Consider the following 25,021-nt stretch of genomic DNA (forward strand, 5'->3'; position numbering starts at 1 on the left):
GAACAGGCGATGCAACTGTAGGTCCTGTTGGATCGATCGCGCCTATGAACAGGAAGTAGGGGAAACAAGAGCACGCACGCTTTTGTACTATCCACCAGATCACATACAAGCAAAGAACAACTAAAATACATACCTTTGTAGTTTAAAGCTTCGGGCACATGGGTAGAATACTGGCAATGGATTACGGAAACAAGCGTGTAGGCCTTGCTGCCACGGACGTACTTCAGCTCATTGCCTCGCCGCTGGAAACCGTTCATGCCAAAGATGTGTTCTCCTTTCTGAAGGACTATGTGCAGCGCGAACCGGTAGAGGCCTTTGTGGTGGGCATGCCCCGCAACCTGCAAAACGAGGCAACGGATTCTACACAACACGTGGTGGGATTTGTACGCAAGCTGCAGAAAGACTTTCCGCAGATACCGGTGCATACAGTGGACGAGCGCTTTACCTCGAAAATGGCACAACAGGCCATGCTGACAGGTGGCCTGAAAAAGAAAGACCGCCAGGACAAAGGCACCGTGGACCGCGTGAGTGCCGCCATTATTTTACAGTCGTATTTAGAAAGTAGAACGATATGATTTACCCAATTGTCGCTTTTGGCGACCCTGTACTAAAAGAAGTAGCTGATGATATTCCGCAGGACTACCCCAACCTACAGGAGTTGGTGGAGGACATGTTTGCTACCATGTACCATGCCCATGGCGTTGGCCTGGCCGCGCCGCAGATCGGCAAAAGCATCCGCCTATTTGTGATCGACTCGGAGCCCATGATGGATGACGAGGATAAAGGAAAAGGCGTGAAGAAAGCTTTCATCAATCCCGAGATTGTAGAAGAGGATGGAGAAGAGTGGGGCTTTGAGGAAGGCTGCCTGAGCATTCCCGGCGTGCGCGAGGTGGTCTACCGCCCTGAGCGCATTGTGATTCGCTACCTGGATGAGGAGTGGAACGAGCACGAGGACACCTATGACGGCATGACGGCCCGCGTGATCCAGCACGAGTATGACCATGTGGAAGGTATCCTGTTTACCGATCACCTCAATGGCCTAAAGAAGCGCCTGATCAAAAACAAGCTGGCCAAAATTACCAAAGGCGAAGTAGACGCCGACTACAAAATGAAATTCCCGGCGCTGGCCAAAAGACGATAAGCTCATACATCGGCAAGTATGCTTGACTAATGTAAAAACCGCCTGCTACAGCTATTGTGGCAGGCGGTTTAATTTTGCTAAACAGGTATAACGAACTTGTACTTATGTAAACAAAAGGCTATCAGCAAAGCAGAATTACATGCCGTTTCGGTATAAACCTCTTAGTTGCTGACAAGTACTTTTTCCGGTTCCTCGTCTTGCGGCACCAGTTGCTGCACCTTTGCATTTTGCCGTTTTAAAGCACCTGTCAGGTATATCACTGAACGGGAGGATAGCAGGACCCTATGCACAGCTCCTCCAAGCCAGTTGTTAAAAACCTGTATCACTACAAACCGCTGTTCGGCCCATTCAAAGACATTAACAGTGGCCAGGGACAAAATTGCCGTTGCGACCCACGCTAATGCCAGCGAAAGCAGACTGTGGCTGATAGCAGGCGTCAGGAGAACGATTACATTGCCGTAGAAGAAGATGATAAATGTATTACCACCATAGTAGGATATCTTCTGCTTCAGACTGCTTGGAAAGCGAAGCACGGCAAGCCAGCTACAGGCTGCGTACAGCATAAAAGTAACGATGCCATAAGCATAATAGATGTAGCTGTTATGCGCCCTGTAGCCGTTATATCTGGCTAAAGCTATAATAAAGTGAGATAAGCCCGCTCCTTCGATCTCTTGCACAACTGCCCCGACGGAAATTAAGCCCATGCATACCAATACCTGTTTCTGGAGCGGAGCACTTCCGCCGGAAGTATAGCTGGCCACCAGTTCTCCGAATACAATCAGTACAAGCGAATGAATGATACTAGGGCCTACCGTATCGTTAAGACCGAGGAAGAAACTACCTAAGTATTGAAAGGGGGAGGGAATAACATGTATGAAAAACTGGCCTGTCTCGGCCAAGGCTACTAATAGCAGCACCAGGAAAAGCTTATGTCTCCAGCCAAACGTAAACCGCACCCACATCAGAAAAAAAGTAGCCGGCAGCAGCAGCGCGTAGTATTTGAAAATGTCGGCGTGCGGGTGCCCCGGCATTAGCAGGAGAATGTTTCCCAGGAACCTGGTAAAAGGAATGTCTCCGTTCAGGAATACTACCAGCACGATGGCCGCAAATGCCAGGTAACACAGCACCGCCCTGCCCAGCATTCTTTCCAGTATCACACGCGGCCCCTTAACTACCCAGCGCCTGGCATAAACATGCTCCATCATAAAACCAAATATGATCAGCAGTGCTGGTGTTGCCGAGCGTATCACAATAGTTATCAAACCCGGTCTGCTTACATGCTGCGAGAGTAGAAAATGACTCATTAAAGCCAGCAATACTAAAAAAAGCCGCAGCAGGTCGAAGTGGTGCAGCCTCTTATTGGTCGAGGTTGATGTCATGATCAGCGTTATACATCATAATATATATAAATGTTTCTATATTTATGTAAAATATTTTTATTTAACAGCAAGTCCTTTATTTTAATTAATCGCCTGCCTAGATGCAGCTTAGCAGAAGAGATTATGATGCAGGTGAGACCTGTTTTCCTGGCCTCCGGCGAAGGACCTTGAAGCAAACCTGATCACATTGGCAGTGCTTAAGGAGCAGATTGGTTCAGCCATTTACGATCTCACTTTCGTATGCAGCAGGTATGGCCCGAAAGCAATTCGTTTTCCTACTGCTCTTTCTTCTGCTACTGCCCCTCCATGGCTATACCTGGGGCTTTTTTGCACACCAGCGCATCAACCACTTGGCCGTGTTTGCTTTGCCACCTGAGATGGTGGGCTTCTATAAAAAGCACCTCCGCTACATCACTGAAAATGCCGTGAACCCCGACCGCCGCCGCTATGCTGTAGAAGATGAAGCCGCGCGACATTACATCGACCTGGACGTGTATGGCGACAGCGCCCTTTACAAGATGCCGCGTTTCTGGCAAGAGGCGGTGGCGAAGTATAGCGAAGATACCCTGCAGGCCTATGGCATTGTGCCATGGCAGATTAACCGGATGAAGTACCAGCTCACGCAGGCTTTTAAAGACCGCAACCTGGACCGTATTCTGCGCCTCTCCACTGAAATGGGGCATTATGTGGCCGATGCCTGTGTGCCGCTGCATACCACGCAAAACTATAACGGGCAACTAACCGGGCAACTGGGCATCCACGCCTTTTGGGAAACCCGGCTGCCAGAGCTATACTCCGATAACTATGACTTCTTTGTAGGGCAGGCGCAGTACATTGAGCAGCCGCAGTTGAAAGCATGGGAACTGGTAGGTAGCGCTCATACGGCGCTGGACTCCGTTTTATACTTAGAAAAACAGCTGACACAGGAGTTTGATGAAGGGAAGAAGTATAGCTATGAAGTGCGCAACAACATGACCACCCGCGTATATTCCCGCGATTTTGCCCTGGCTTATAGCAGGAAGCTGAACGGACAGGTAGAGCACCAGATGCGGCGCGCCATCCTGGCTGTGGCAAGCTACTGGTACACCGCCTGGGTAGATGCCGGCCAGCCTGACCTGAGCAAGATCACACAGCCGCTATCGGCCGAAGAACTGCAGCGCCTGGAGATGGAGAAAAAGGAGTATGAAACAGGGCCGCACAAAGCGCGGGAAGAAGGAGACAGTTAAGCTTACGGGTGCGGCAGCCCACGCATTTTCCGGATCAGGCGCATGCGTGCAGCACGTAGCCATTTTATACTTCGGGGCAAATGATTGTACTGCAATACAGCCATAGAAGCAGGTTCAGCCCCAAAGCTGCTGTAGAAATGCACAATGTCGGGCTCCCGTTCATCCGGACTCTCAAAGTCAAAGATAAAGTCCCTCCCGGCATACTCCCGAATAACGAAATCCAATAGTAAGGTACGGCCGTTTAGCTTTCGTCCATAGCCGGCTGCTGCATTATAGATGTACACGATCCTGCCCTGCCAGATAATGAACATACAACCAGCATTTTTACGGCCTTCCGCATCTACTGTATAGAACAGCCGCACAAGCCCCCGCTCCTGTAAGGCAGCAAACAACAAACGTAACGTATCATAAGCCTTTTCGGCCACACCGCCATAAATACGATCTGCTGTTTCTGCTTTGAAAAACGTGATTACCGGCTCCGGATCATCACTCTCCTGCAGCTGCAGTAACGCTCTTTGGGCTCTTTTCAGGTTTATTTTGCGGTCGCGGGTATAGCCCTGATAGAGTTGCTCATAGCCCTTCTTCAGCTCCAGGTATAAAGTAAAGGTCTGGCTCAGCACCACATCGGCACGACCGGCTTGCTTAGGCAGTTGGTTTCCGGTGTTAAACTGGTACCCGGCCACATACCTGAACCGGCTGCGCACCTCGGCCAGAAACTGCTCGTAAATGTTTGCTTCGATAGTTTCTGCCGTGCTGTACAGACCTAATTGCTGGCAGAACAGCGGTTGTTGCACGTAGCGCATGCCCAGTTTCTTTCGCCAGGGCACAGGCATCACCACGGCATACTTCCCTTGTGCATCAATGGCTACAATGGCATCCCAGGTAGTCGCTACAATGTCCAGGTACCACGACAGGGCGTATACCTGCCGCTGCGGCGAACGGGTGATCAGGGCATCCCACTCGGACCTGTTGATGTGCTGCTGCGCCAAGTAGAGGACCTGCATGCTTACAGTTGCGAAGCTTCTACGGCCTCTGTTTCATGCAGGCGCTCGAGGTCCAGGATCACTTCTCCCTCAGGATCGGTCTGGTAAGCAGGCCGGAACCGGACGTTCCATTCTACTTCATCAAAGCGATATGAGAAGCGGGAGCGCACCTGCTGCGCAAACGTCTCATCAAATCCTTTGATCATGATAAGCACCTCTGCTTCCTGCGCAGCCAGGCCCTCGGGCGTGGTGTTGTACAAGGGGCTGTCCTCATCAATGGGGTGCACAATGGTCCAGTTCAGGGGAAACAGGTAAATGGATGAGCGCTCCAATTTCAGGTTATAGTACCGCCGGTTAAAGGTATGGGTATCATGCAGGATCAGCATCACCCGCGCCTCCATCTCCATCAGCACATTACGCCGCATGTTGGCGATCCGGAACTGCAAACTCCAGCCACCCTGGTACGGCGCAATAATGGCATTGCGACTGTACAGGATACGGGCTACCGGCTGCGAAAACCGCCTGTACACCAACCCGGTTATGATTGCAAACCCGATCCAGCCGGTCAGCGCCTCTACCGTTACCACCAGGTTGGTCGCCAGCCCGTGCGGTGACAGCACACCATACCCCACGGTTGTGAAGGTTTGAACGCTAAAGAAAAAAGCATGCAGAAAGGGAGGCAAACTCCGATCCGGCTCGCCCAGGTGCGCTATGCCGAACCACAGGTACAGGAGCGCAAAGGCACAGTTCACGAGCAGGTATAAGCCGGTGAGCGTGAGCAACAGCCATCCGATAGGCATGTCGGTGAGCAGCTGATAGGCATCGTTCAGGCCTGCTTTAAACCCATACTTCTGAATGTTAAAAGAGCCGTCTTTGTTGATGAGGCGCTTTGTTTTACCGGTATACTTCTCCCCTAAACCGGGGTCAATGGTCTGCCCTTTCATGAAAGCTGTAGTAAGTATAACAAGATGTGCAAGTATAGCAGAATGTAGCAGGCAGTTTCCCCGACAAGCCAAAATTAAGTACCTTGCTACACCACAAAATAACTAAACTTTACATGATAACCAATCCTATACCTTTCGCCCGGTTGCGGGTGCTGCTCTTGCTGGTGCTGGCGCTACTGGTGCAGCAACAGGCGCATGCACAACAGGCAAAACCCACTGCCGATCTGCAACAGCTGGACGCTTATTACCAGAAAACCTTAAAAGACTGGAATGTACCTGGCATGGCCATCGCCATTGTGAAGGATGACTCCGTTATCTTCGCGAAAGGATACGGCGTAAAGAACAGCAAAATAGGCGGCGCTGTAGATGCCAACACGCTGTTTGGCATCGCCTCCAACACGAAAGCTTATACGGCCGCTGCCTTAGGTATTCTGGTGGATGAGGGCAAGCTGAAGTGGAGCGATCCGGTGCAGAAATACCTGCCCTACCTGCAACTATACAGCCCTTACGTTACAGAAAACCTCACCATCGAAGACCTGCTGTGCCACCGCGTAGGTTTCCGGACGTTTGCCGGCGACCTGCTCTGGTACAACACCACCTACAGCCGCCCTGAAATTATAAAACGCATGCGTTACCTGGAGCCAGTATATGGCTTCCGTGACGGCTTCGGCTACTCTAACCTGATGTTCATCACAGCCGGCGAGGTGATCGAGGCTGTTTCTGGCACCACTTGGGAGAACTTTATCAAGACGCATTTCCTGCAGCCGCTGGGCATGAGCCGCACCTATACTTCCATAAACGATCTGAAGGGTGTAGACAACGTAACCACTCCACACGGCTTCGACGAGAACGGAAATCCGTACCCTACCGTGCTCACCGCCTGGGACAGCTGGAACCCGGCTGCCGGCATCTTCACCAGCGTGAACCAGGATGCCCAATGGCTGCGCCTGCAGCTGAACCGGGGCACGTACAAAGGCAAGCGCATCTTCAGCGAAGACGTAAGCCGGACCATGTGGAACCTGCATAACCCGTTTCCGGTAACAAAGCAGGCCGAGGAAACTATCCCGTCGACGCACTTTAGCGGCACGGGCCTGGGCTGGTTCCTGAGCGACTACCAAGGGCATAAAATGGTGTATCATAGCGGCGGCCACGAAGGCATGAACAGCCGCACCGTACTGCTACCGGAAGAACACCTGGGCATCGTGATCCTGACCAACAGCATGAGCAGCATCATGACACCGGTTGCCAACTATACGGTTGATCAGTTTTTAGGCATTCAGAACGGCCGCGACTGGAGCCAGTTTTACCTGGATGCAGCCGCGGAGAGCAAAAAAGCGGAGGAAGCGGCACTGGCGAAAGCGCCAAAAGAGAAGAAAAAACGAAAAGAACAGCCAACGCACGCTCTTGCCGACTATGCCGGCACTTACCACAGCCAGCTTTACGGCGACGCCACGGTTACACTGAAAGGCAACACCCTGGAACTGCAACTGGTACCGGCCCCTACGCTGGGCGGCACTCTTACTTACTGGCAACACGACATTTTTAACCTGAACTGGAAGAACAAGTATGCCCTGCTGCACCCAACCAATGTGCGTTTTCTGACAGGAGCGGATGGAGGCATTGCCAGTATGCGTCTGGATTCTGACAACCCGGATCTCCATTTTTATGAGCTGCAGTTTGAAAAAGTAGCACAAGAGTAGCCTGCACTTACGCTGCCGCACCGCAAGCCTATTGCAAATAGGAAAGGCTGTACGAGGTAGGTACAGCCTTTTTTATGGTTGAACGAATAAAGAATAGTTAGGCTGCTATTAAAGCAATGGTACCAATTGCTGTCAGGTAGGCAGCAATGATCCAGTAAGCAACCTGATCGCTGTTTGAATAGAATTTTCTCATAGCCAATCCATTTAAGTTAAACATATAATCTACTAGTAATAAGCTTCTTATATGTTATACGAGGCTAATAAAGGTTGGGCCATGAATAAGTAAAGAACTTTTACTATATCAAAAAAGTCCTTTTTTATACAATCCTATTTGCCGGGTTCATGCCCATTCTACTGCGCTTTATAGTATAATTTATACTTATTGATGCAGCTCAGGGCAGGAGAGTACCGAAACGAAAAAAGGCCGCTGCAATAGTATTGCAGCGGCCTTTTTATACTTGCTAGCCGTAAACATACAGCTGCCCTGCGCGGGCACTTCTTATAAAAGTCTAAACCAGCTTTTTATACCGGATGCGCTTCGGCTCGGCATCACCCAGGCGCTTCTTCTTGTTCTCCTCATACTCCGAATAGTTGCCCTCAAACCAGTATACCTGCGAATCGCCCTCAAAGGCGAGGATATGCGTGCAGATACGGTCCAGAAACCAGCGGTCGTGCGAGATGATCACGGCACAACCGGCAAAGTTCTCCAGCGCATCTTCCAGCGCCCGGATGGCGTTCACATCCAGGTCGTTGGTCGGTTCGTCGAGCAGCAGCAGGTTACCACCTTCTTTCAGCGTCATGGCCAGGTGCACACGGTTGCGCTCCCCTCCGGATAGCTTCTCTACTTTCTTCTCCTGGTCGCCACCCGAAAAGTTGAACTTGCTCACGTAAGCCCGCGACACGACCTGGCGGCCTGCCATCATCATGTGCTCGGTGCCGCCCGAGATCACTTCAAAAACCGATTTGTTAGGCTCCAGTTGCGCGTGCTCCTGGTCTACGTAGGAGATCTGCACGGTAGAGCCAACGGTAAAGTCGCCGTTATCCGGTTTCTCCTGGCCAGTGATCAGCTTAAACAAAGTCGTTTTACCGGCGCCGTTCGGACCGATGATGCCTACTATGCCGCCCTGCGGTAAGGCAAAGTTCAAGTCTTCAAACAACAGTTTATCGCCATAGGCTTTGCTTACATGGTTTACCTCAATTACCTGAGCACCCAAGCGCGGGCCATCTGGTATGAACAGCTCCAACTTGGCTTCTTTCTGAGAGGCTTCTTCTCCAGCCAGTTTATCATACTGGCTGATGCGGGCCTTCGATTTGGCGTGGCGGGCTTTGGGGGCCATCTTCACCCACTCCAGTTCGCGCTGCAGGGTTTTCTGGCGCTTGCTCTCTGTCTTCTCCTCTTTGGCCAGGCGATCTGATTTCTGCTCCAGCCAGCTGCTATAGTTGCCTTTCCACGGAATGCCTTCGCCACGGTCCAGTTCCAGAATCCAACCGGCCACATTATCCAGGAAATAACGGTCGTGGGTTACGGCGATCACCGTGCCTTTGTATTGCTGCAGGTGCTGCTCCAGCCAGTCCACCGATTCAGCGTCCAGGTGGTTGGTTGGTTCGTCGAGCAGCAACACATCGGGCTCCTGCAACAGCAGGCGGCACAAGGCCACGCGGCGCTTCTCACCACCCGACAAGTTGCCAACGATGGCGTCCTCCGGCGGCGTGCGCAGCGCATCCATGGCACGCTCCAGGCGGTTGTCCAGTTCCCAGGCATTGTGCTGGTCCAGCTTTTCCTGTACTTCGCCCTGGCGCTCGATGAGCTTATTCATTTCGTCGTCCGTCATCTCTTCGGCGAACTTCATGTTGATCTCGTCGAACTCGCGCAGCAGGGCCACTACTTCGCTTACGCCCTCCTCCACCACTTCGCGCACGGTTTTGGTTGGGTCCAGCTGCGGCTCCTGCTCCAGGTAGCCCACTGTATAGCCCGGCGACCATACTACTTCGCCCAGAAACTCCTTGTCTACACCCGCTATGATCTTGAGCAGGCTGGACTTACCGGAACCGTTTAGGCCCAGCACGCCGATTTTAGCGCCGTAAAAAAACGACAGGTAAATGTTTTTTAGAACTTGCTTTTGTGGCGGGTAGATCTTGCTTACGCCAGCCATTGAAAAGATAATTGTCTCGTTGCTCATGCTATAATTTATCGTGTTCTGTCAACATATCGGGTAGCCGGCAGGCGTGGGCTTGCTACAGCACCTGCTCCCTGAATAGCTATCCTGCTGATTATTATTTTGTAAGGAAATACAAATATCGCAAAAATTCATGCATTTTCGCTTCACAAAATTGCTTTGAAATCATTAAACTTGTAAAAAACTGTAGTAGGGAAAGCCGTTACCAACTGATTGAAGCACCAGCTTACTGCCCTTGCCGTTCAACCTCCTGCCCCTCGCCGGGCATGGCCAACGCGGCAGGTACCACCTGCGTATGCTAACGTTAGTTTAATTTACCGCCATACCTACATTTACGACCCATAACCCATCCAATAAATGGAAAACAACGATCTATTGGAAGAAGCCAGAACCTATGGCTTCATTCAGGACCAGCAGGTGTGGCTAAAACCCTTTATGAATTACCCTGCCCGCCAGGTAGGTGATGTAAAAGAGTCAGAGGAGGATTCGCTGGTTTACTTTGCAAAGCGTTTCGAGATGTTTCAGGACAAGGTTAAAGGCCTGCTGGAGCGCATCGCAACCTCTGAGAACAAGGGCTCCTTTCTGATGAAGGTGCTGCACATGAAAGAGCAGGTAGGCAACTACGACGCCCTTGGAAACTTTGAGCAGGTATATCACACGCTGAGCAAGGCTGAAGAAGAGATCAATGAAACCATCCGGCAGAACCGTGAGAAGAACCTCAGCATTAAAGTTGCCCTGACACAGGAAGCAGAAGCGCTGCAGGACAGCATCGACTGGAAAGAGACCACTGAGAAGCTCAAGGAACTGCGTGCCAACTGGATTAAGACCGGGCCGGTAGAAAAAGAACTTACTGAAGAAGTGGAAGAGCGGTTTAAAGCCGCCGTAGAGCGCTTTTTTGAGCGCAAGAAAAACTTCTTTGAGGATAAAAAGCAGATGCTTAACCGCACTTTCGACAAGTACCGCGACCTGATTGCGCAATCAGTGGCGCTGCAGAACTCGGACGAATGGGAAGTGACCACGGCCAAGCTGAAGCAACTGCAGAACCAATGGAAAGAAGTGGGTGGCAATTTGCCCCGCAAAACCACCAGCCGCCTCTGGACGGAGTTCCGCAAAGCGCACAATCATTTTTTCGAGCGCCTGAAGCAGAAGATCAATAATGAGAAAACCGAATCGCGCGACAAATACTACGAAACTAACTACGAGCGTAAGAAAGAGCTGGTAAGCGAGGCCGAGAAGTTGCTGCAGCACTACAACCTGGGCGATGCCGTGAAACGTGCCAAAGAGCTGCAGGCTGAGTGGAAAAAAGTAGGCCCGGTGAGCCAGAGCGTATCCGACATGATCTGGGAGCGCTTTATCAAAGCCTGCGACAAAGTGTTTGAAACAAGCAGCCTGGAGCACTACATTCGCAAGCGCCAGCAGGTAAATGGTGAAGACCTGAACGAAACAGATGGCCTGCAGGCACGCATTGCGGCCCTGCGCGATTTTATCAAGTCTGATAAAAATGAGTTGGAGGTGCTGGAATCTAACTTAGGCAAGCTGAGTGATGCGCCGGGCAACGAAACTTTCCGTAACATGCTGCAAGGCAAGATCCGCAACTTTAACCGGAAGATAAATACCAAGCAGGAGCTAATTGAGCTCTTCAAAGGGCAATTAAGCGCTATCAGCAAATAGCCGCACGGTTGTAGCTCCCGCTCCGGAAAAAAATTATACTTGCTTTAGCAGGCAACCTACTCCGGCGCGCCAACAAAACAGGAGTACTGTTAACAAAGCTCAAAATACCTTTTATACATAAAAAAGCGCCTGTTACAGCTGTAACAGGCGCTTTTTTATGTATTTGGCACGCTTCCTGTAGCTGTTGTTATAGCCGTAAAATAACTTACCAGCTTTTTGAACATTTCTGAATTGTTTGCGTTGTGTTGTTAAAAACGGACAAAAAAGCAATTATTTTATGCTTTAAATTTTTGTTCTTCTTTTTATTTATACTTTTGCAAACTATTTTTTTAAGCCATCAAATTATTAAAGGAGAAATATTATGTATTGGACACTGGAATTAGCTTCATATCTGGAGGATGCACCTTGGCCAGCCACAAAAGATGAGCTGATTGACTACTCTATCCGCTCTGGCGCACCTATGGAAGTGGTAGAGAACCTGCAAGCGCTGGAAGACGACGGTCAGCCGTATGAGAACATCGAAGAGATCTGGCCGGACTATCCGACCAAAGAAGACTTCATGTTTAACGAAGACGAGTACTAACAGCAATTGTAAATTGTGAAGTACGAAGCATACATGGTATACCCTGCTAGTGTCTGTTATTCATAACTCATAATTTGTAATTCATAATTGAGCAAAGCTTGATTCTTGAGGCAAAGCATTTGGTTGCGGGTTATGGACAGCGCGTCCTGATTCGCAACCTTTCTTTTTCTGTACCTGCTCCGGCCTTTGTGGCTGTAATCGGCCACAACGGTGCAGGGAAAACCACGCTGTTCAAAGCTTTTCAGCAAAAGATAGCTTACCAGGGGCAATTGCTGGTGCAGGGCAAAGACCTCCGGCATTTGTCTCACCCGGCCGAACAGGGGCTATTCGGCTACCTTCCTCAGAAAAATGCGATCAACTTTCCGATCAGTGTGCGGGATCTGGTAGTGATGGGGCTGTTCCGCAAGAAGCGTTTTTTCGAGAACTATGCTACGGCCGATTATGCCTTGGTCGCCCGGATACTGGCACAACTGCAGCTTTCGCACCTGGCAAACCATGACTTTACTACCCTCTCCGGGGGCGAGCAGCAGCTCGTGTGGCTGGCGCAACTGATCCTGCAGGATGCTGGCATCTGCCTGTTGGATGAACCTACCCAACAGCTGGATGTATACTATAAAAACAAGGTATTTCGCCTGCTACAGGACTGGGTACAGCACCTGGGTAAAACGGTATTATGCATCACCCACGACCTGCCAAACCTGATAGACATGCAGGGCTACCTGCTCAACCTCTCCAAACCAAACCCGACGCTGGAAGTCATATCGCCTGAAACTGTGCAGCAGAACCAAGCTTACCTGGAAGCAGGCCGGCAGCCGGTTCTTTAAGTATAAGCATAGGATAAAAGACGAAAGACACGGGAGAATTCAGCAAAACAGAAAGGTCGGAACAGATGCTGACTGGTTACGCACCTTGAGCGACAGACGCTATGAGGGCTTTGCAGTTTGCTTGCGATTACGGTTTATACTTATTTCCTGGCAAAGGCTTCGGCAAGTATAAGGTCCTCTGGTGTGGTGATCTTGATATTGCGGTAGCTGCCTTCCACCAGCACGATCTTTTCCCCAATACTTTCCACTACTGAGGCATCATCGGTAAAGTGGGCCTGCTCCGGCTGTTGATAGGCCTGGCGAAGTATACTTGCGCGAAAGCATTGCGGCGTTTGCACCAGTTTATACTTGTCGCGCGGCACAGCACGGCTTCCCTCCGGCGTCAGCTCCCGGATAGAGTCTTTGGGCAACACCGCCACTACAGCGCTGCCATATGCCGCCGCCGCCGCATACGTTGTTTTTATGATAGTGGTATCGATAAAGGGGCGTACGCCATCGTGCACTGCTACCAACGCCTCACCCTGCACGGCATCAAGGCCATTTTTCACAGAGCCAAAGCGGGTACTACCACCCGGCACCACCATATGAAACAGCCTGAAGTTATACTTGTGGCAGAGTGCGCGCCAAGTGCTCAGCTGCTGTTCGGGCAATACTACTACCAGCCGCACCTGTGGGTTGTAAGTATAAAAGCGCTCAATCGTATGCATCAGGATGGGCTTGCCGGCCACCTCTATAAACTGCTTGGGCAGCAAGTACTGCATGCGGCTGCCGCTGCCACCCGCCACAATAATGGCATATTCCGGGAGTTGATCCATAGCGGCAAAGATAAGCGTTTTGAGTGAGAGCGTGTAGGAGTTAGAAAGTGAAAGCGTTGGGAGCCAGGTAGCGCATAAAAAAGCCCCGGCTTGTCATGGCCGGGGCTTTATACTTTTAGGTAATCTATACTTTACAGGATCAGCATCACGTCGCCGTAACTGAAGAAGCGGTATTTCTCTTTTACGGCCTCTTCGTAAGCTTTCATGATTAGGTCATACCCGCCAAAAGCAGCAGCCATCATCAGCAGCGTGCTCTCCGGCATATGGAAGTTCGTGATCAGGCTGTTGGCAATTTTAAAGTCGTAGGGCGGAAAGATGAAACGGTCTGTCCAGCCTTCGTTTGGCTTCAGGCGGCTGTTAGCCGATACCGACGACTCCAGGGCACGCATAGAGGTTGTGCCAATGGCACACACGCGCTTTTTGTTGTCTAGTGCTTTGTTCACCATTTCGGCAGTAGCACTGGGCACCATAAAGTTCTCAGAGTCCATTTTATGTTTGGTCAGGTCTTCCACATCTACCGGGCGGAAAGTGCCCAGGCCTACGTGCAGCGTCAGCGGGGTTACATCCACTCCTTTAATTTCCAGTCGCTTCAGCACCTCTTTGGTAAAGTGCAGACCGGCGGTAGGAGCAGCTACAGCACCAACGTTCTTCGCATACACGGTCTGGTAACGCTCTCTGTCAGCAGGCTCCGCCTCGCGTTTAATATACTTCGGAAGCGGTGTTTCGCCCAGGTCGTTAATTGTTTTGTAGAACTCCTCGTCCGGACCATCGAACAGGAACTTGATGGTACGACCCCGGGAAGTAGTATTATCGATTACCTCAGCCACCAGGTCGCTCTCACCAAAATATAGCTTGTTGCCTACACGTATTTTACGGGCCGGGTCTACCAGCACATCCCACAAGTGAATGTCTTTGTTAAGCTCGCGCAGCAGAAAAACCTCAATCTTGGCACCAGTTTTCTCTTTGTTGCCATAGAGGCGGGCCGGAAACACTTTGGTATCGTTCACCACCATTACATCGCCATCGTCAAAATACTCCAGTATATCTTTGAAAATGCGGTGCTCGATCTTGCCGCTGTCGCGGTGCACTACCATCATACGCGATTCGTCGCGGTTTTCAGAAGGATGGGTGGCTAAAAGATCTTCAGGGAGGTCAAATTTAAATTCGGATAACTTCATAAATTAAATATTACGGTATTTAATACGTAAGGGGCATGGTAGCAGTGGTGCGATTACCGGTAAAATACGTAGATTACTGTTGGCTCGCACCCGCAAAAACAAGCCGCAAATTTACTTATTTTGCCTGAATTATTCTTACATTTAAGCAAATTACTTTGATGCCGGCTTAATTCCCTACTAAGAGAAACTATGATATACCTGCGACTAATAGCTGAGAGTTTCCGCTTTGCCTGGCAGGCGCTCAGAGCTAATGTTTTCCGTACCATTCTGTCGTTGCTGGGCGTTACGATAGGCATTTTTGCGATCATCTCTGTATTTACGCTCGTCGACTCGCTGGAGCGCAACGTGCGCGACAGCATGAGCTTTATGGGCAACAATGTTATTTATGTGCAGAAGTGGCCGTGGGCCTTTGGCGGCAGCTATCCGTGGTGGAAGTATTTCCAACGGCCGGAGCCTACCATCCGTGAGTTCCGCCAACTGGACCGCCACCTCACCAACGATGCGGGCGTCACCATTATGGCCAGCGAGGGTGGCCTCACATACAAACACCGCAACAACAGCTACTCCGATGCCACGCTTTCCGGCGTAAGCTTTAACTATAACAAAGTAATGGACGTTCCGCTTGCGCAGGGACGTTATTTTTCTCCGCAGGAAACCGATGCCGCCCGCAACGTCATTATCCTGGGTGATGAAATTGCCAAGTCGCTCTTCCCGTTCAGCTCTCCTATCGGGCAGGAGGTAAAAGCAGGCGGCCAGAAATTCCGGGTAATCGGCATTCTGGAGAAGCAAGGCGAAAATATTTTCGGGTTTTCAGACTACGACAAAGAAGGCATTATCCCGTATGGAGCTTTCAGCAAGATCTACGACGTAGGCCCCAATGGCATTGGCTCAACCATTGCCGTGAAAGGGCGCGAAACAGACGTCGGCCTGCTGGAACTGGAGTATGAGGTACGCGGCATTATGCGCAACATCCGGGGCCTGCGTCCACGCGATGAAGATACGTTTGCTATGAACCGGCCGGAAATGGCGACACAGGCAGTATCCGGCTTTTTTGATGTTGTGGGTGTGGCCGGCTGGTGTATTGGCGGACTGGCGCTGCTGGTGGGCGGCTTTGGCATTGCCAACATCATGTTTGTGTCCGTAAAAGAGCGCACCAACATCATTGGTATCCAGAAATCGCTCGGCGCTAAAAATTATTTTATACTTTTCCAGTTTCTGTTTGAAGCGGTGTTCCTGAGCGTTTTAGGCGGTGGCATTGGCATCCTGCTCGTTTTTCTGCTCACCCTGATTCCGCAAGATATGATGAAGGTGGTCCTCTCGATGAGCAACATAATCCTGGGCTTCGGCGTATCGGCCGTGATAGGAATGCTTTCGGGTATCATTCCGGCTGTTTTAGCGTCAAATCTAGATCCGGTTATTGCAATCCGCTCCAAATAGATATATTTACACCCAACAGCTATCGAATACCTGTAGCACCCGTAGGCGCACCTCACGACCTTAGGGTGCTTTTAATTGTATGAGGATGCGCATCAGAAAAACAGGCGCACAGGCGGCACCAAGCCCCTGCAGAAGATGAAGAAGAAGAATTATGACAAAGCTTAGAAAGACAAGCAAAACAAAACTACACGAGGAAACGGTGGACACAGGCAGTGGGCAGACGATCTTAAAGCCTAATGTAAATGAAAACAAAGCCCGTTCTGTAACAGACCTCCGCGAAAGCGGGCAATCGACCGCACCGCCGGCATCAGAAGAAGACCGCAAAATTCGCCAGGCATTTGTAGACAAAGACTGGAACGAGATCAAAATTGCCGACTCATGGCAGATCTTCCGGGTGATGGCCGAGTTTGTGGATGGGTTTGAGAAGCTGGCCAAAATTGGCCCCTGCGTCTCTATTTTTGGTTCAGCTCGCACCAAATCCGACAACAAGTATTTTATCATGGCCGAGGAAATTGCCGCCAAGCTGGTGCGCCATGGCTATGGGGTGATTACCGGGGGTGGACCGGGCATTATGGAGGCCGGTAACAAAGGTGCTCACTCCGAAGGGGGTAAATCGGTAGGCCTGAACATCCAACTGCCGTTTGAGCAGTTCAACAACATTTACATCGACTCTGACAAACTCATCAACTTCGACTACTTTTTTGTGCGCAAGGTGATGTTTGTGAAATACTCGCAGGGCTTCATCGGCATGCCCGGTGGCTTTGGCACGCTCGATGAGCTGTTTGAGGCCATTACCCTTATCCAGACCAAAAAGATCGGTGCTTTCCCGATCGTGCTGGTGGGTCGCTCTTACTGGGAAGGCCTGTTTAAGTGGATCGAGGAGGTAATGCTGCACACTGAAAACAACATCAGCCCCGAAGACCTGGACCTGGTGCACATCGTAGACGACGCCACTGAAGCCGTGAAGATCATCGACGACTTCTACAGCAAATACCTGCTGTCGCCAAACTTCTAAGGCTATACTTCAGCCAATCTTATACTTTAAAAAAGCAGGCTCCAACAGGGCCTGCTTTTTTATTACTCTCCGGCCATACTTATATTTATACTTATATGGTAGCTGCACCCCCTGCTTTTTCACTCCGTATACCTTAGCTAAAAGCCTGAGATAATGCTGGACAAAAAGGCAAAGAAAGCGATAAAGACAGATCTCAAAGCCAAGGAAAAGCGCAACCTGGAAATCCGGGATACGCTAGCCCTGGAGCGTACCAACCTGGCTAACGAGCGCACACTGCTGGCTTACTCCCGCACGGCCATGGCCCTGATCCTGGCTGGCCTTACCTTTATGAAGCTCTTCGACGACCCGCTATACTTTGGTATCGGCATGATCTTTATTCCGCTGGGGCTGGCGTTTGGGTGGTACGGCTACCGCCGCTATACCAAAAAGCAGGTGCAGATCGACAGCCACACCGAATCGTATACACCTACCAGCCATGTGCACGCGCAGGTGGCCGAGCAGGAAAAGGCAAAGGCCAACCTGCCTTAAAGCAATCCTCTGTACCTCTTCGATAAAAGCTGCTACAGCTAAACCAATTGCCGCTTCCTGCTGTTAAGAAAGGATGGCGTTTTGCAGCTGCAGAACGCCGGCAATTTTGTACCTTTGCTATTTAAAATCAACCCATCCTGCATGGCTTTTAACCAAGAGCAATCCTCACTATCCGGCACAGCAACTGAAGCCGCTATCGCGCCAGCACTGGACAGCGATGCGCAGCAAATAGAAGTATACGGTGCCCGTGAACATAACCTTAAGAATATTTCCATTAAACTGCCGCGCTATAAGCTAGTGGTATTTACCGGCATCAGCGGCTCGGGCAAGTCCTCGCTAGCCTTTGATACCATTTATGCCGAAGGGCAGCGCCGCTACATGGAAACCTTCTCGGCCTATGCCCGCTCGTTTATGGGTGGCCTGGAGCGACCGGATGTAGATAAGATCGAGGGCCTTTCGCCGGTGATCTCGATTGAGCAAAAAACGACCAGTCGCAATCCCCGCTCCACGGTGGGCACTATCACCGAGATCTACGACTTTATGCGCCTGCTGTGGGCGCGTACTTCTGAAGCGTTTAGCTATGTGACCGGCGAGAAAATGGTGCGCCAAAGTGATGACCAGATCGTGAGCCATGTCCTCGAAAACTTCGATGGCAAACGCCTGGTTATACTTGCCCCAGTGGTAAAAGGCCGCAAAGGACATTACCGCGAGCTGTTTCAGCAGATCCGCAAGATGGGCTTTATCCGCGCGCGCGTAGACGGCGAGTTGGTGGAGATCACACCCAAAATGCAGGTAGACAGGTATAAAATTCACGACATCGAGATCGTGATTGACAAGATTGTGGTGAAGGAAGAAGACCGCTATCGCCTCTCCAGCTCTATCCAGAATGCGCTGACGCACGGCAAGGGCATGGTGTTAGTGCTGGATGCGGATACAGATAAAACACACTTCTTCTCGCGGCATCTCATGGACCCGGCCACCGGCATCGCCTATGATGATCCGGCGCCAAACTCTTTCTCATTTAACTCGCCGTATGGCGCCTGCCCGGTGTGTAATGGCTTGGGCGAAGTGCAGGAAATCACGGAGGAGTCCGTTATACCTGATAAAGATTTAAGTATACGCCGCGGCGGCATTGCGCCCCTTGGCGAGTACCGCGATATCTGGATCTTTAAGCAGATCGAAGCGCTGTTCAAGCACTTTAAGGTATCGGTGTCTACACCGATCAAAGACCTGCCAGCCGATGTGCTGAAAGTGCTGCTCTATGGCCTGGAAGAAGACCTGGAGGTAAACACCAGGAAGGGCAACTATACCGTGGAGTTTGAGGGCATTATTAACTTCCTGAAAGGCCAGATGGAGTCGGATTCCGATAACATCCGCGCCTGGATCGAAGATTTTACCCAAACCACCACCTGCCCCGAGTGCAACGGCTACCGCCTCAAAAAAGAATCGCTGCACTTTAAGCTGGATAACAAAAACATCGGCGAAGTTTCGGTACTGGACATCACGAAACTGGCCGCTTGGTTTGAGGGGCTGGAAGAGCGGCTAAGTGAGCGCCAGAACGTAATTGCGCGCGAGCTGCTCAAAGAGATCCGCAAGCGCATCGGCTTTTTGCTGGATGTGGGCCTGGATTACCTGAGTCTCCACCGCCCCGTGCGCACGCTGTCGGGCGGCGAGAGCCAGCGCATCCGCCTGGCCACGCAAATTGGTACGCAGTTGGTGGGCGTACTCTATATCATGGATGAGCCTAGCATTGGCCTGCACCAGCGCGACAACGAGCGCCTCATCAACGCGCTCAAAGACCTGCGCGACCTGGGCAACTCTATCATCGTGGTAGAGCACGACAAAGACATGATCCTGCAGGCGGACTATGTGGTGGATATTGGCCCCGGCGCCGGCATACACGGTGGCCAGGTGGTAACGGCCGGTACGCCGGAAGAAATGGTGAACGCCGGCACGACAACGGCCAACTTCCTGAGCAACCGCCGCGGCATTGCCGTGCCCCGCGAGAAGCGCCCTGGCACAGGGGAGGTGCTGAAGCTAATTGGCGCCACCGGCCATAACCTGAAGAACGTGACGCTGGAGCTGCCGCTGGGCAAAATGATCTGTGTAACGGGCGTGTCGGGCAGTGGCAAGTCGTCCCTCATTCATGACACGCTTTATCCTATACTTAACACGCACTTCTTTCGAGCCAAGCGCGACCCGCTGCCTTACAAAAGTATAGAAGGGTTGGAGAAGATAGACAAGGTGATTGAGGTGGACCAGTCGCCGATTGGCCGCACGCCGCGCTCCAACCCCGCCACGTATACGGGTGTGTTCACGGAGATTCGCACCTTGTTTGCGCAGCTGCCGGAAGCTAAAATAAGAGGCTATTCGCCGGGCCGCTTCTCATTTAACGTGAAAGGCGGGCGCTGCGAAGCCTGCGAGGGCGCAGGCATGCGCACGATTGAGATGAACTTTTTGCCGGACGTATACGTGCCCTGCGAAGTATGCAAAGGCAAGCGCTACAACCGCGAAACGCTGGAAGTGCGCTACAAAGGCAAGAGCATTACCGACGTGCTGGACATGACGGTGGAGAATGCCGTAGAGTTTTTTGAGAACCAGCCCCGTATTCTGCGCAAGATTCAGACGCTGAACGAGGTGGGCCTGGGCTACATCACACTCGGCCAGCAGGCCACTACCCTTTCCGGTGGCGAGGCGCAGCGCGTGAAGCTGGCCACGGAGCTATCCAAAAAAGACACGGGCCAGACGCTCTACATCTTGGATGAGCCGACGACCGGCCTGCACTTCCAGGACATTGAGCACCTGTCGGACGTGCTGCACAAGCTCACCGACAAGGGCAACACGGTGCTCATCATCGAGCACAACCTCGACCTGATCAAAGTAGCCGACTGGATCATCGACATCGGGCCGGAAGGTGGCGAAGGGGGCGGCATGATTGTGGCGAAGGGCACGCCGGAGAAAGTAGCCGCTTCGGGCAAAGGCTATACCTCCCGGTTCCTGAAAGAAGAGCTCAAGACCAGCCATTACCGCGAGAACGGGGAAGCATAGTTGCACTAGAAAGTATAAAAAGCCGCCTTATCCTGGGGCGGCTTTTTATACTTAGCTGGCGTCGTTTACCACGTTTTCCAGATCGGTTGCTTTTTGCAGGTGCAGCCTGAGCAGTGGCAGCTGTTTAGAAGCATACTGCTTCACCTCCATACTTACGCCGTTCTCGCCCATGTCTTCATACCGCTGCACCAGATCTTCGTGCTGGTCTTCCATAGCCCGGATGTAAGCCAGGTCAAATGCAATACCATCTTTGCCGGTTATCTCATCGTATACTTTCTGATGTGCTGTCCCAAGTTTATCGGGCAGCACCAGTTTGGTCTGACTGGCTAGCGTTTCCAGGTCATCCTGCATCTGGCGATGGTCGTTGGCTAATTTCTCTGCCAGCTGTTTTACTTCCGGGCTCACGGCTTTTTCAAGCGCCACCTGCCCTAACTGTATCTGCAGCAGGTTAGCGCTGGCTGCCTCGGCAGCAAAAAGGGCATCATTCTCCATGTTGGTAACACCGGCAGCTTCAAACTGCTGTACGCTCTGTTCCTTTGCTTGCCTGATGCTGTCGTCTGAGTTGCAGCCGGTAAGCATACTTGCAGCAATTAGACCTATCAGTATAGTTTTTTTCATAAGTATAAGCTACGGAAAATATAAAGCATCTGCAAGTAGAAAACCTGCAGATGCTTTGATTCAAATTGCCCGGAGCGGCTTTAACCGCGCTACATTGGCTTCTTATTTGTTTACAGTATTGTTCACTTCTTTCGCACGGTCTAGGTGTTTCTGCAGTACAGGTACTGTGCTGGACGCAAAAGCTTTTACATCCGGGTCTTCCAGGTTCTGGGCTGCATTCTGGAACAGGTCAATGTCTTCCTGGTGGTCATCTACCATTAACGACATATAAGCCTTGTCGAACTCAGCACCTGTTTTATCGCGCAGCTCTTTCACATGGTCCATTTGCTCCGGGGCCATGCTGTCAGGTAATGTAATGTTCTTCTGTGCGGCCAGGTCTTTCAGTTTCTGGTTTGCTTTGGTATGATCATCTACCATCATTTGTCCGAAGTCCTTCACGTCCTGCGACTGGGCTTTTTGCTGTGCCAGTTGGCCTAACTGTACTTCCATCATGCCACCGCTAGCCGCCTTGGTCATAAAGTCCGACAAGTTATCTTTGGTATCTTCTACAGCAGTATCGTCAAACTTCTGTTCGTTTGTCTCCTGCGCTTCCTCTACAGCTCCTTTGTTCTGATTACAGGATACAGTGCCCAATAATAAAGCGCTTAAAAGTAGTCCTGTCGATGCAAATTTTTTCATAATTTTACGTTCTGTTAGTTCTAAGTTCTTTCATCAAACAACACTAGTATACGCCCTATTCGTGAAGGAGTTATTCTAAACGCATAAAAGGATGCCGCTGGTGTTCTCCTTCAAAATGTTATAGCTATAGTACAAAATAAAGAACATCCGCTGCATAGCATGCATGCCCCACAATACCAATGCTCCTGTTACACACAAAAGTTAAATTACCTTTCGCCCTTATTTAATGCTCATGACAAAAAAACTACATCTCGACAAGCTCCTCTGGCTCCTGGCTTTACTCCTGCTGCCGCCGGCAGGTGCAAAAGCCCAGCAGCAAGGCCCCGATGAAGACCTGCAGGAAGTGGAAGTACGGAACATAAACCCTGCCTACGACCATGTGCTGAAGTTACATCCCTTGCAACTGAACGAGCTATACTTGTCTTACGAGAAGCTGCGCACCAACCACGTATCGAATGAGTTAGGGCTAAGTTACCTGTACAAAGCCTATTTAGACGGAGGCGATAACCTGCTGGACAACGGGAAAAAGGTGCAGGGCTTTGCCGTGCGTATGAGCCAGCGCCATTATACATCTAAAAAACGGTCCGGCACGCCTTTCGGTTTCTTCCATGGGCCTATGTTTGGTTATCGCTTTATGGTGTTTGAGGAAAATGCATTAGACCAGCCGCAGCTGTCTCCGGAAGATCCTGACTACCGTTTTATCGGGCGCCTTTACCAGAACTCGCTGGAGCTGAACTATGAGCTCGGCTGGCAGTTTAAACTGGGTACGCACCTGAACCTGGCCGTTTCAGGCGCGCTGGGAGCACGCGTAAAGTATGCGTATGCCAAAGGAGCCGGCGCCCTGCTGGAAAACTACATTGTAGGCCGTACACTAACTTCAGATGGTAACTCCGCCGTCGTTGTCACACCATCGCCGCAGCTAAACTTGTCGCTGGGCTACGCTTTTTAACATAAGCCGTTTGCCTATAACGTATAAAGGGAGCAAGTGCTTTGCTGCCTTTATACGTTATATACTTATACTTCAGACCTGCTCTGTATTCCGGCACCCGGCATGCTTTGCGTTGGCTGCCATCTATAAGCTAGCCGTAAGCGCTGCCACCAGCGCCAGCAACATTCCGCTGGCAAAGCCGCTGTAGACCTGTGCGGGCGTATGTTTGTGCAGCGCCAGCCGCGCCGATAACACCGCGCCGGACAGAAACAGCACCACGACAATCGGTGGCAGCAGCCCGGCATCCGGCATGAGCCTGTTCATTGCCAGCAACAGCCCAAAGCCACCACCCATGCCAATGGCATGCGCACTTATTTTCCAGAACAGCGACACCAAGTATGTGAGGAAAACGGAGGCTGCCATGATGGTCATCACAAAATAAAAGATCGCATCGAACGCCTGCTCGTGGTGCAGTAGGTAGGCTGTTACAGCATAACACATCCCGGTGAAAAGGAGTGGCAGCCCTCGCTGCTCGCGCCGGTCCATTTCCATCGAATCCAGCTGCCCGGCACGCACCATAGTATAAGCGCCGAGCCCCGGAATAATGAAAGTAGTAAAGAACAACATGCCCAGGATAATCCAGCGGCCCTGGTACGAGAGTCCGAGCAGCGGCTCCGGCAGGTAAAAGAGGATGACTGCAAAAAGGTACGTTGGTAAAAGCAGCGGATGAAACACCACCGACAGCACCTGTGCAAAAGAACGGTTCACTTGAAAGAAGTATGAATGTAACTTATATATTGGAAGCTGCGCCTGCCGCCTGGTGCTGTGGGCACCAGCCATACTGGCACCGCTCTACTTAGTGCTGGCAAACTGTTCCTAATATACCAACAAAATCTTTACTTAGAGTGCCAGCACCTGCTGCCAGATCATTTCATTTACCGGGATGCCTTCCTGCTCGTTTCGGCGGCGGGTAAGTAGCGTTCTTTCTCCCGGGTACAGCACCTTTCCTCCCCCTTCTACCGGCTGGCTGCTACGGGTATAGGCAAGAATGTTTTCTATGATCGATTCCTCCAAATGTTCTGCATTGATGCACAGGAAGAGCTGCGACACACCGGCTTCCATTCCGTCAGCCGTAATGTTGGCAACTGAGCGACCGCCGCTTAACGAGGCCACCAGCACATCCAGCATCAGCGACAGGCCAGAGCCTTTCCAGAAGCCGATCGGCAAGGCCCGCTCCGACGCCCTGATACTGGCCGGGTCCATACTTAAGCGGCCGTCTTTATCATAACCACCCGCTACGGGCAACTGTTCTCCTTTCAGTTCATACTCCTGCAGCTTGCCATATGAGAACTGCGACATCGCCATATCCAGCACCAGATGGCCTCTTCCTTTGCGCGGTACAGCAATTACCAGCGGGTTGTTGCCCAGGCGTGGCTCTGCCCCTCCGTGAGGCGGCATGTTGGCAATAGCGTTGGTGGCGCAAATGCCAATGCAGCCCGCATCGGCAGCCTGCCAGCCATAAGTGCCGCCGCGCATCCAGTGGTTCGTGTCTTTCACAGCTACACCGCCAATTCCGTTTTCCTTCGCCAGCGCTATAGCCCGTTGCATGGCCAGGGTAGCCGTATACATACCCGGCGCCCGGTGGCCGTCCCACGTTTCCAGCACACCATTCCGGCCGATGCACTCAGGTTCAGCCTGTACAGCAACCATACCTTTCGCGACCAGTTGCACAAATACCGGAAAACGGTTCAGCCCATGCGAGTAGACGCCGTCGCGGCTGTTCTCAGCAAAGATCCTGGCGCAAAGCTCCGCCCGCTCCTCCGAAAATCCATGTTTAACAAGTACTTTCTCAAACTGCGCTTTCAGCTCCTGGAATGTTACGTTCATGTTCGCTTGGCTAAGGTGTAAGCTTTGGTGTACGCAAATGCAGGCAAAAGTATAAATCCGCCCTTCAGCCCTACAAAGTATGGTTTACTTCGCTAAAGACAAATCTTATAAAACCAGAACTGGTTTGCTTGAGCGGCAAAATCCTCCTTTTCAGAATGGAACTATCTCCTTCTATACTATAGCTTGGAGATGTACTGCTATCCTGTTAAGAACGTAGTTAAAGAAAGACGAAGCAGTATTCCCGTTGCCTACGAAATCATT

At 51.3% G+C, this 25,021-nt stretch carries 22 protein-coding genes; 12 read left to right on the forward strand and 10 right to left on the reverse strand.

From position 1 onward, the window contains the following. Nucleotides 1-158: 158 nt before the first annotated feature. Both ruvX and def read left to right on the forward strand, forming a co-directional pair. Nucleotides 159-575 (forward strand): Holliday junction resolvase RuvX, encoded by a 417-nt coding sequence (ruvX, locus tag ABDW72_RS05285; protein ID WP_347157415.1) that lies wholly within the window; start codon nucleotides 159-161, stop codon nucleotides 573-575. Continuing rightward, a complete protein-coding gene (gene def, locus ABDW72_RS05290; protein ID WP_347157416.1) occupies nucleotides 572-1,141 on the forward strand; it encodes a peptide deformylase in 570 nt (189 codons plus the stop codon). The genes ruvX and def overlap by 4 nt, the downstream gene beginning before the upstream one ends. A 161-nt stretch (nucleotides 1,142-1,302) precedes the next feature. On the opposite strand, the gene ABDW72_RS05295 is transcribed toward def, so the two are convergent. Continuing rightward, complete coding sequence (locus ABDW72_RS05295) at nucleotides 1,303-2,520, reverse strand: hypothetical protein (RefSeq protein WP_347157417.1); 1,218 nt, start codon at nucleotides 2,518-2,520, stop codon at nucleotides 1,303-1,305. Between the two features lie 251 nt (nucleotides 2,521-2,771). Here ABDW72_RS05295 and ABDW72_RS05300 point away from each other — a divergent pair, with 251 nt between their 5' ends. After that, nucleotides 2,772-3,746, forward strand: coding sequence for a zinc dependent phospholipase C family protein (locus ABDW72_RS05300; RefSeq protein ID WP_347157418.1), 975 nt, complete (start codon nucleotides 2,772-2,774; stop codon nucleotides 3,744-3,746). Between the two features lie 2 nt (nucleotides 3,747-3,748). Here ABDW72_RS05300 and ABDW72_RS05305 read toward each other — a convergent pair whose 3' ends face one another. Both ABDW72_RS05305 and ABDW72_RS05310 read right to left on the reverse strand, forming a co-directional pair. After that, the gene (locus tag ABDW72_RS05305) at nucleotides 3,749-4,750 is read right to left on the reverse strand and encodes a GNAT family N-acetyltransferase (RefSeq protein ID WP_347157419.1); all 1,002 of its coding nucleotides are present in this window, start codon (nucleotides 4,748-4,750) and stop codon (nucleotides 3,749-3,751) included. 2 nt (nucleotides 4,751-4,752) lie between these two features. Further along, a complete protein-coding gene (locus ABDW72_RS05310) occupies nucleotides 4,753-5,673 on the reverse strand; it encodes an ion channel (protein WP_347157420.1) in 921 nt (306 codons plus the stop codon). 113 nt (nucleotides 5,674-5,786) lie between these two features. Here ABDW72_RS05310 and ABDW72_RS05315 point away from each other — a divergent pair, with 113 nt between their 5' ends. Next, nucleotides 5,787-7,373 (forward strand): serine hydrolase, encoded by a 1,587-nt coding sequence (locus tag ABDW72_RS05315; protein WP_347157421.1) that lies wholly within the window; start codon nucleotides 5,787-5,789, stop codon nucleotides 7,371-7,373. A gap of 509 nt (nucleotides 7,374-7,882) precedes the next feature. On the opposite strand, the gene ettA is transcribed toward ABDW72_RS05315, so the two are convergent. Next, entirely contained in the window at nucleotides 7,883-9,553 is a 1,671-nt protein-coding gene (gene ettA / locus ABDW72_RS05320) for an energy-dependent translational throttle protein EttA (protein ID WP_347157422.1), read from the reverse strand. A gap of 354 nt (nucleotides 9,554-9,907) precedes the next feature. On the opposite strand from ettA, the gene ABDW72_RS05325 reads away from it, so the two are divergent. The 3 genes from ABDW72_RS05325 (at nucleotide 9,908) to ABDW72_RS05335 (ending at nucleotide 12,628) form a co-directional block, all read left to right on the forward strand. After that, a complete protein-coding gene (locus tag ABDW72_RS05325) occupies nucleotides 9,908-11,221 on the forward strand; it encodes a DUF349 domain-containing protein (protein WP_347157423.1) in 1,314 nt (437 codons plus the stop codon). 361 nt (nucleotides 11,222-11,582) lie between these two features. Further along, the gene (locus ABDW72_RS05330) at nucleotides 11,583-11,804 is read left to right on the forward strand and encodes a DUF2795 domain-containing protein (protein WP_007652164.1); all 222 of its coding nucleotides are present in this window, start codon (nucleotides 11,583-11,585) and stop codon (nucleotides 11,802-11,804) included. Between the two features lie 98 nt (nucleotides 11,805-11,902). Further along, a complete protein-coding gene (locus ABDW72_RS05335; RefSeq protein ID WP_347157424.1) occupies nucleotides 11,903-12,628 on the forward strand; it encodes an ABC transporter ATP-binding protein in 726 nt (241 codons plus the stop codon). Between the two features lie 140 nt (nucleotides 12,629-12,768). On the opposite strand, the gene ABDW72_RS05340 is transcribed toward ABDW72_RS05335, so the two are convergent. Both ABDW72_RS05340 and queA read right to left on the reverse strand, forming a co-directional pair. Continuing rightward, nucleotides 12,769-13,443 carry a 2-C-methyl-D-erythritol 4-phosphate cytidylyltransferase gene (locus tag ABDW72_RS05340; protein WP_347157425.1) on the reverse strand — a complete coding sequence of 225 codons (675 nt, stop codon included), beginning with the start codon at nucleotides 13,441-13,443 and terminating at the stop codon, nucleotides 12,769-12,771. A gap of 131 nt (nucleotides 13,444-13,574) precedes the next feature. Continuing rightward, complete coding sequence (gene queA / locus ABDW72_RS05345; RefSeq protein ID WP_347157426.1) at nucleotides 13,575-14,621, reverse strand: tRNA preQ1(34) S-adenosylmethionine ribosyltransferase-isomerase QueA; 1,047 nt, start codon at nucleotides 14,619-14,621, stop codon at nucleotides 13,575-13,577. A gap of 189 nt (nucleotides 14,622-14,810) precedes the next feature. Here queA and ABDW72_RS05350 point away from each other — a divergent pair, with 189 nt between their 5' ends. From ABDW72_RS05350 to uvrA, 4 genes are all read left to right on the forward strand, one after another. Beyond that, complete coding sequence (locus ABDW72_RS05350) at nucleotides 14,811-16,058, forward strand: ABC transporter permease (RefSeq protein WP_347157427.1); 1,248 nt, start codon at nucleotides 14,811-14,813, stop codon at nucleotides 16,056-16,058. Nucleotides 16,059-16,209: 151 nt separating this feature from the next. Continuing rightward, the gene (locus ABDW72_RS05355) at nucleotides 16,210-17,073 is read left to right on the forward strand and encodes an LOG family protein (RefSeq protein WP_347157428.1); all 864 of its coding nucleotides are present in this window, start codon (nucleotides 16,210-16,212) and stop codon (nucleotides 17,071-17,073) included. A 153-nt stretch (nucleotides 17,074-17,226) separates the two neighbouring features. Continuing rightward, complete coding sequence (locus ABDW72_RS05360) at nucleotides 17,227-17,601, forward strand: DUF202 domain-containing protein (RefSeq protein ID WP_347157429.1); 375 nt, start codon at nucleotides 17,227-17,229, stop codon at nucleotides 17,599-17,601. A gap of 141 nt (nucleotides 17,602-17,742) precedes the next feature. Then, the gene (uvrA, locus tag ABDW72_RS05365) at nucleotides 17,743-20,649 is read left to right on the forward strand and encodes an excinuclease ABC subunit UvrA (protein ID WP_347157430.1); all 2,907 of its coding nucleotides are present in this window, start codon (nucleotides 17,743-17,745) and stop codon (nucleotides 20,647-20,649) included. Nucleotides 20,650-20,700: 51 nt separating this feature from the next. On the opposite strand, the gene ABDW72_RS05370 is transcribed toward uvrA, so the two are convergent. Next, nucleotides 20,701-21,267, reverse strand: coding sequence for a DUF4142 domain-containing protein (locus ABDW72_RS05370; RefSeq protein ID WP_347157431.1), 567 nt, complete (start codon nucleotides 21,265-21,267; stop codon nucleotides 20,701-20,703). 102 nt (nucleotides 21,268-21,369) lie between these two features. Then, a complete protein-coding gene (locus tag ABDW72_RS05375) occupies nucleotides 21,370-21,945 on the reverse strand; it encodes a DUF4142 domain-containing protein (protein ID WP_347157432.1) in 576 nt (191 codons plus the stop codon). Nucleotides 21,946-22,177: 232 nt separating this feature from the next. On the opposite strand from ABDW72_RS05375, the gene ABDW72_RS05380 reads away from it, so the two are divergent. Further along, entirely contained in the window at nucleotides 22,178-22,894 is a 717-nt protein-coding gene (locus ABDW72_RS05380; RefSeq protein WP_347157433.1) for an ABC transporter ATP-binding protein, read from the forward strand. Nucleotides 22,895-23,017: 123 nt separating this feature from the next. Here the strand turns inward: ABDW72_RS05380 and ABDW72_RS05385 are convergent, their stop codons facing one another. Both ABDW72_RS05385 and yiaK read right to left on the reverse strand, forming a co-directional pair. Beyond that, a complete protein-coding gene (locus ABDW72_RS05385) occupies nucleotides 23,018-23,641 on the reverse strand; it encodes a hypothetical protein (RefSeq protein ID WP_347157434.1) in 624 nt (207 codons plus the stop codon). A 132-nt stretch (nucleotides 23,642-23,773) separates the two neighbouring features. Further along, nucleotides 23,774-24,760: a 3-dehydro-L-gulonate 2-dehydrogenase gene (yiaK, locus tag ABDW72_RS05390; RefSeq protein ID WP_347157435.1), complete on the reverse strand. Its 987-nt coding sequence runs from the start codon at nucleotides 24,758-24,760 to the stop codon at nucleotides 23,774-23,776. Nucleotides 24,761-25,021 lie beyond the last annotated feature (261 nt).

The sequence above is a fragment of the Pontibacter chitinilyticus genome (assembly GCF_039748935.1).
GTDB lineage: Bacteria > Bacteroidota > Bacteroidia > Cytophagales > Hymenobacteraceae > Pontibacter > Pontibacter chitinilyticus.

Coding starts and splice junctions, on each gene's coding strand:
- ruvX (WP_347157415.1), top strand. CDS start 159: ATGGGTAGAATACTGGCAATGGATTACGGAAACAAGCGTGTAGGCCTT.
- def (WP_347157416.1), top strand. CDS start 572: ATGATTTACCCAATTGTCGCTTTTGGCGACCCTGTACTAAAAGAAGTA.
- ABDW72_RS05295 (WP_347157417.1), bottom strand. CDS start 2,520: ATGACATCAACCTCGACCAATAAGAGGCTGCACCACTTCGACCTGCTG.
- ABDW72_RS05300 (WP_347157418.1), top strand. CDS start 2,772: ATGGCCCGAAAGCAATTCGTTTTCCTACTGCTCTTTCTTCTGCTACTG.
- ABDW72_RS05305 (WP_347157419.1), bottom strand. CDS start 4,750: ATGCAGGTCCTCTACTTGGCGCAGCAGCACATCAACAGGTCCGAGTGG.
- ABDW72_RS05310 (WP_347157420.1), bottom strand. CDS start 5,673: ATGAAAGGGCAGACCATTGACCCCGGTTTAGGGGAGAAGTATACCGGT.
- ABDW72_RS05315 (WP_347157421.1), top strand. CDS start 5,787: ATGATAACCAATCCTATACCTTTCGCCCGGTTGCGGGTGCTGCTCTTG.
- ettA (WP_347157422.1), bottom strand. CDS start 9,553: ATGAGCAACGAGACAATTATCTTTTCAATGGCTGGCGTAAGCAAGATC.
- ABDW72_RS05325 (WP_347157423.1), top strand. CDS start 9,908: ATGGAAAACAACGATCTATTGGAAGAAGCCAGAACCTATGGCTTCATT.
- ABDW72_RS05330 (WP_007652164.1), top strand. CDS start 11,583: ATGTATTGGACACTGGAATTAGCTTCATATCTGGAGGATGCACCTTGG.
- ABDW72_RS05340 (WP_347157425.1), bottom strand. CDS start 13,443: ATGGATCAACTCCCGGAATATGCCATTATTGTGGCGGGTGGCAGCGGC.
- queA (WP_347157426.1), bottom strand. CDS start 14,621: ATGAAGTTATCCGAATTTAAATTTGACCTCCCTGAAGATCTTTTAGCC.
- ABDW72_RS05350 (WP_347157427.1), top strand. CDS start 14,811: ATGATATACCTGCGACTAATAGCTGAGAGTTTCCGCTTTGCCTGGCAG.
- ABDW72_RS05355 (WP_347157428.1), top strand. CDS start 16,210: ATGACAAAGCTTAGAAAGACAAGCAAAACAAAACTACACGAGGAAACG.
- ABDW72_RS05360 (WP_347157429.1), top strand. CDS start 17,227: ATGCTGGACAAAAAGGCAAAGAAAGCGATAAAGACAGATCTCAAAGCC.
- uvrA (WP_347157430.1), top strand. CDS start 17,743: ATGGCTTTTAACCAAGAGCAATCCTCACTATCCGGCACAGCAACTGAA.
- ABDW72_RS05370 (WP_347157431.1), bottom strand. CDS start 21,267: ATGAAAAAAACTATACTGATAGGTCTAATTGCTGCAAGTATGCTTACC.
- ABDW72_RS05375 (WP_347157432.1), bottom strand. CDS start 21,945: ATGAAAAAATTTGCATCGACAGGACTACTTTTAAGCGCTTTATTATTG.
- ABDW72_RS05380 (WP_347157433.1), top strand. CDS start 22,178: ATGACAAAAAAACTACATCTCGACAAGCTCCTCTGGCTCCTGGCTTTA.
- yiaK (WP_347157435.1), bottom strand. CDS start 24,760: ATGAACGTAACATTCCAGGAGCTGAAAGCGCAGTTTGAGAAAGTACTT.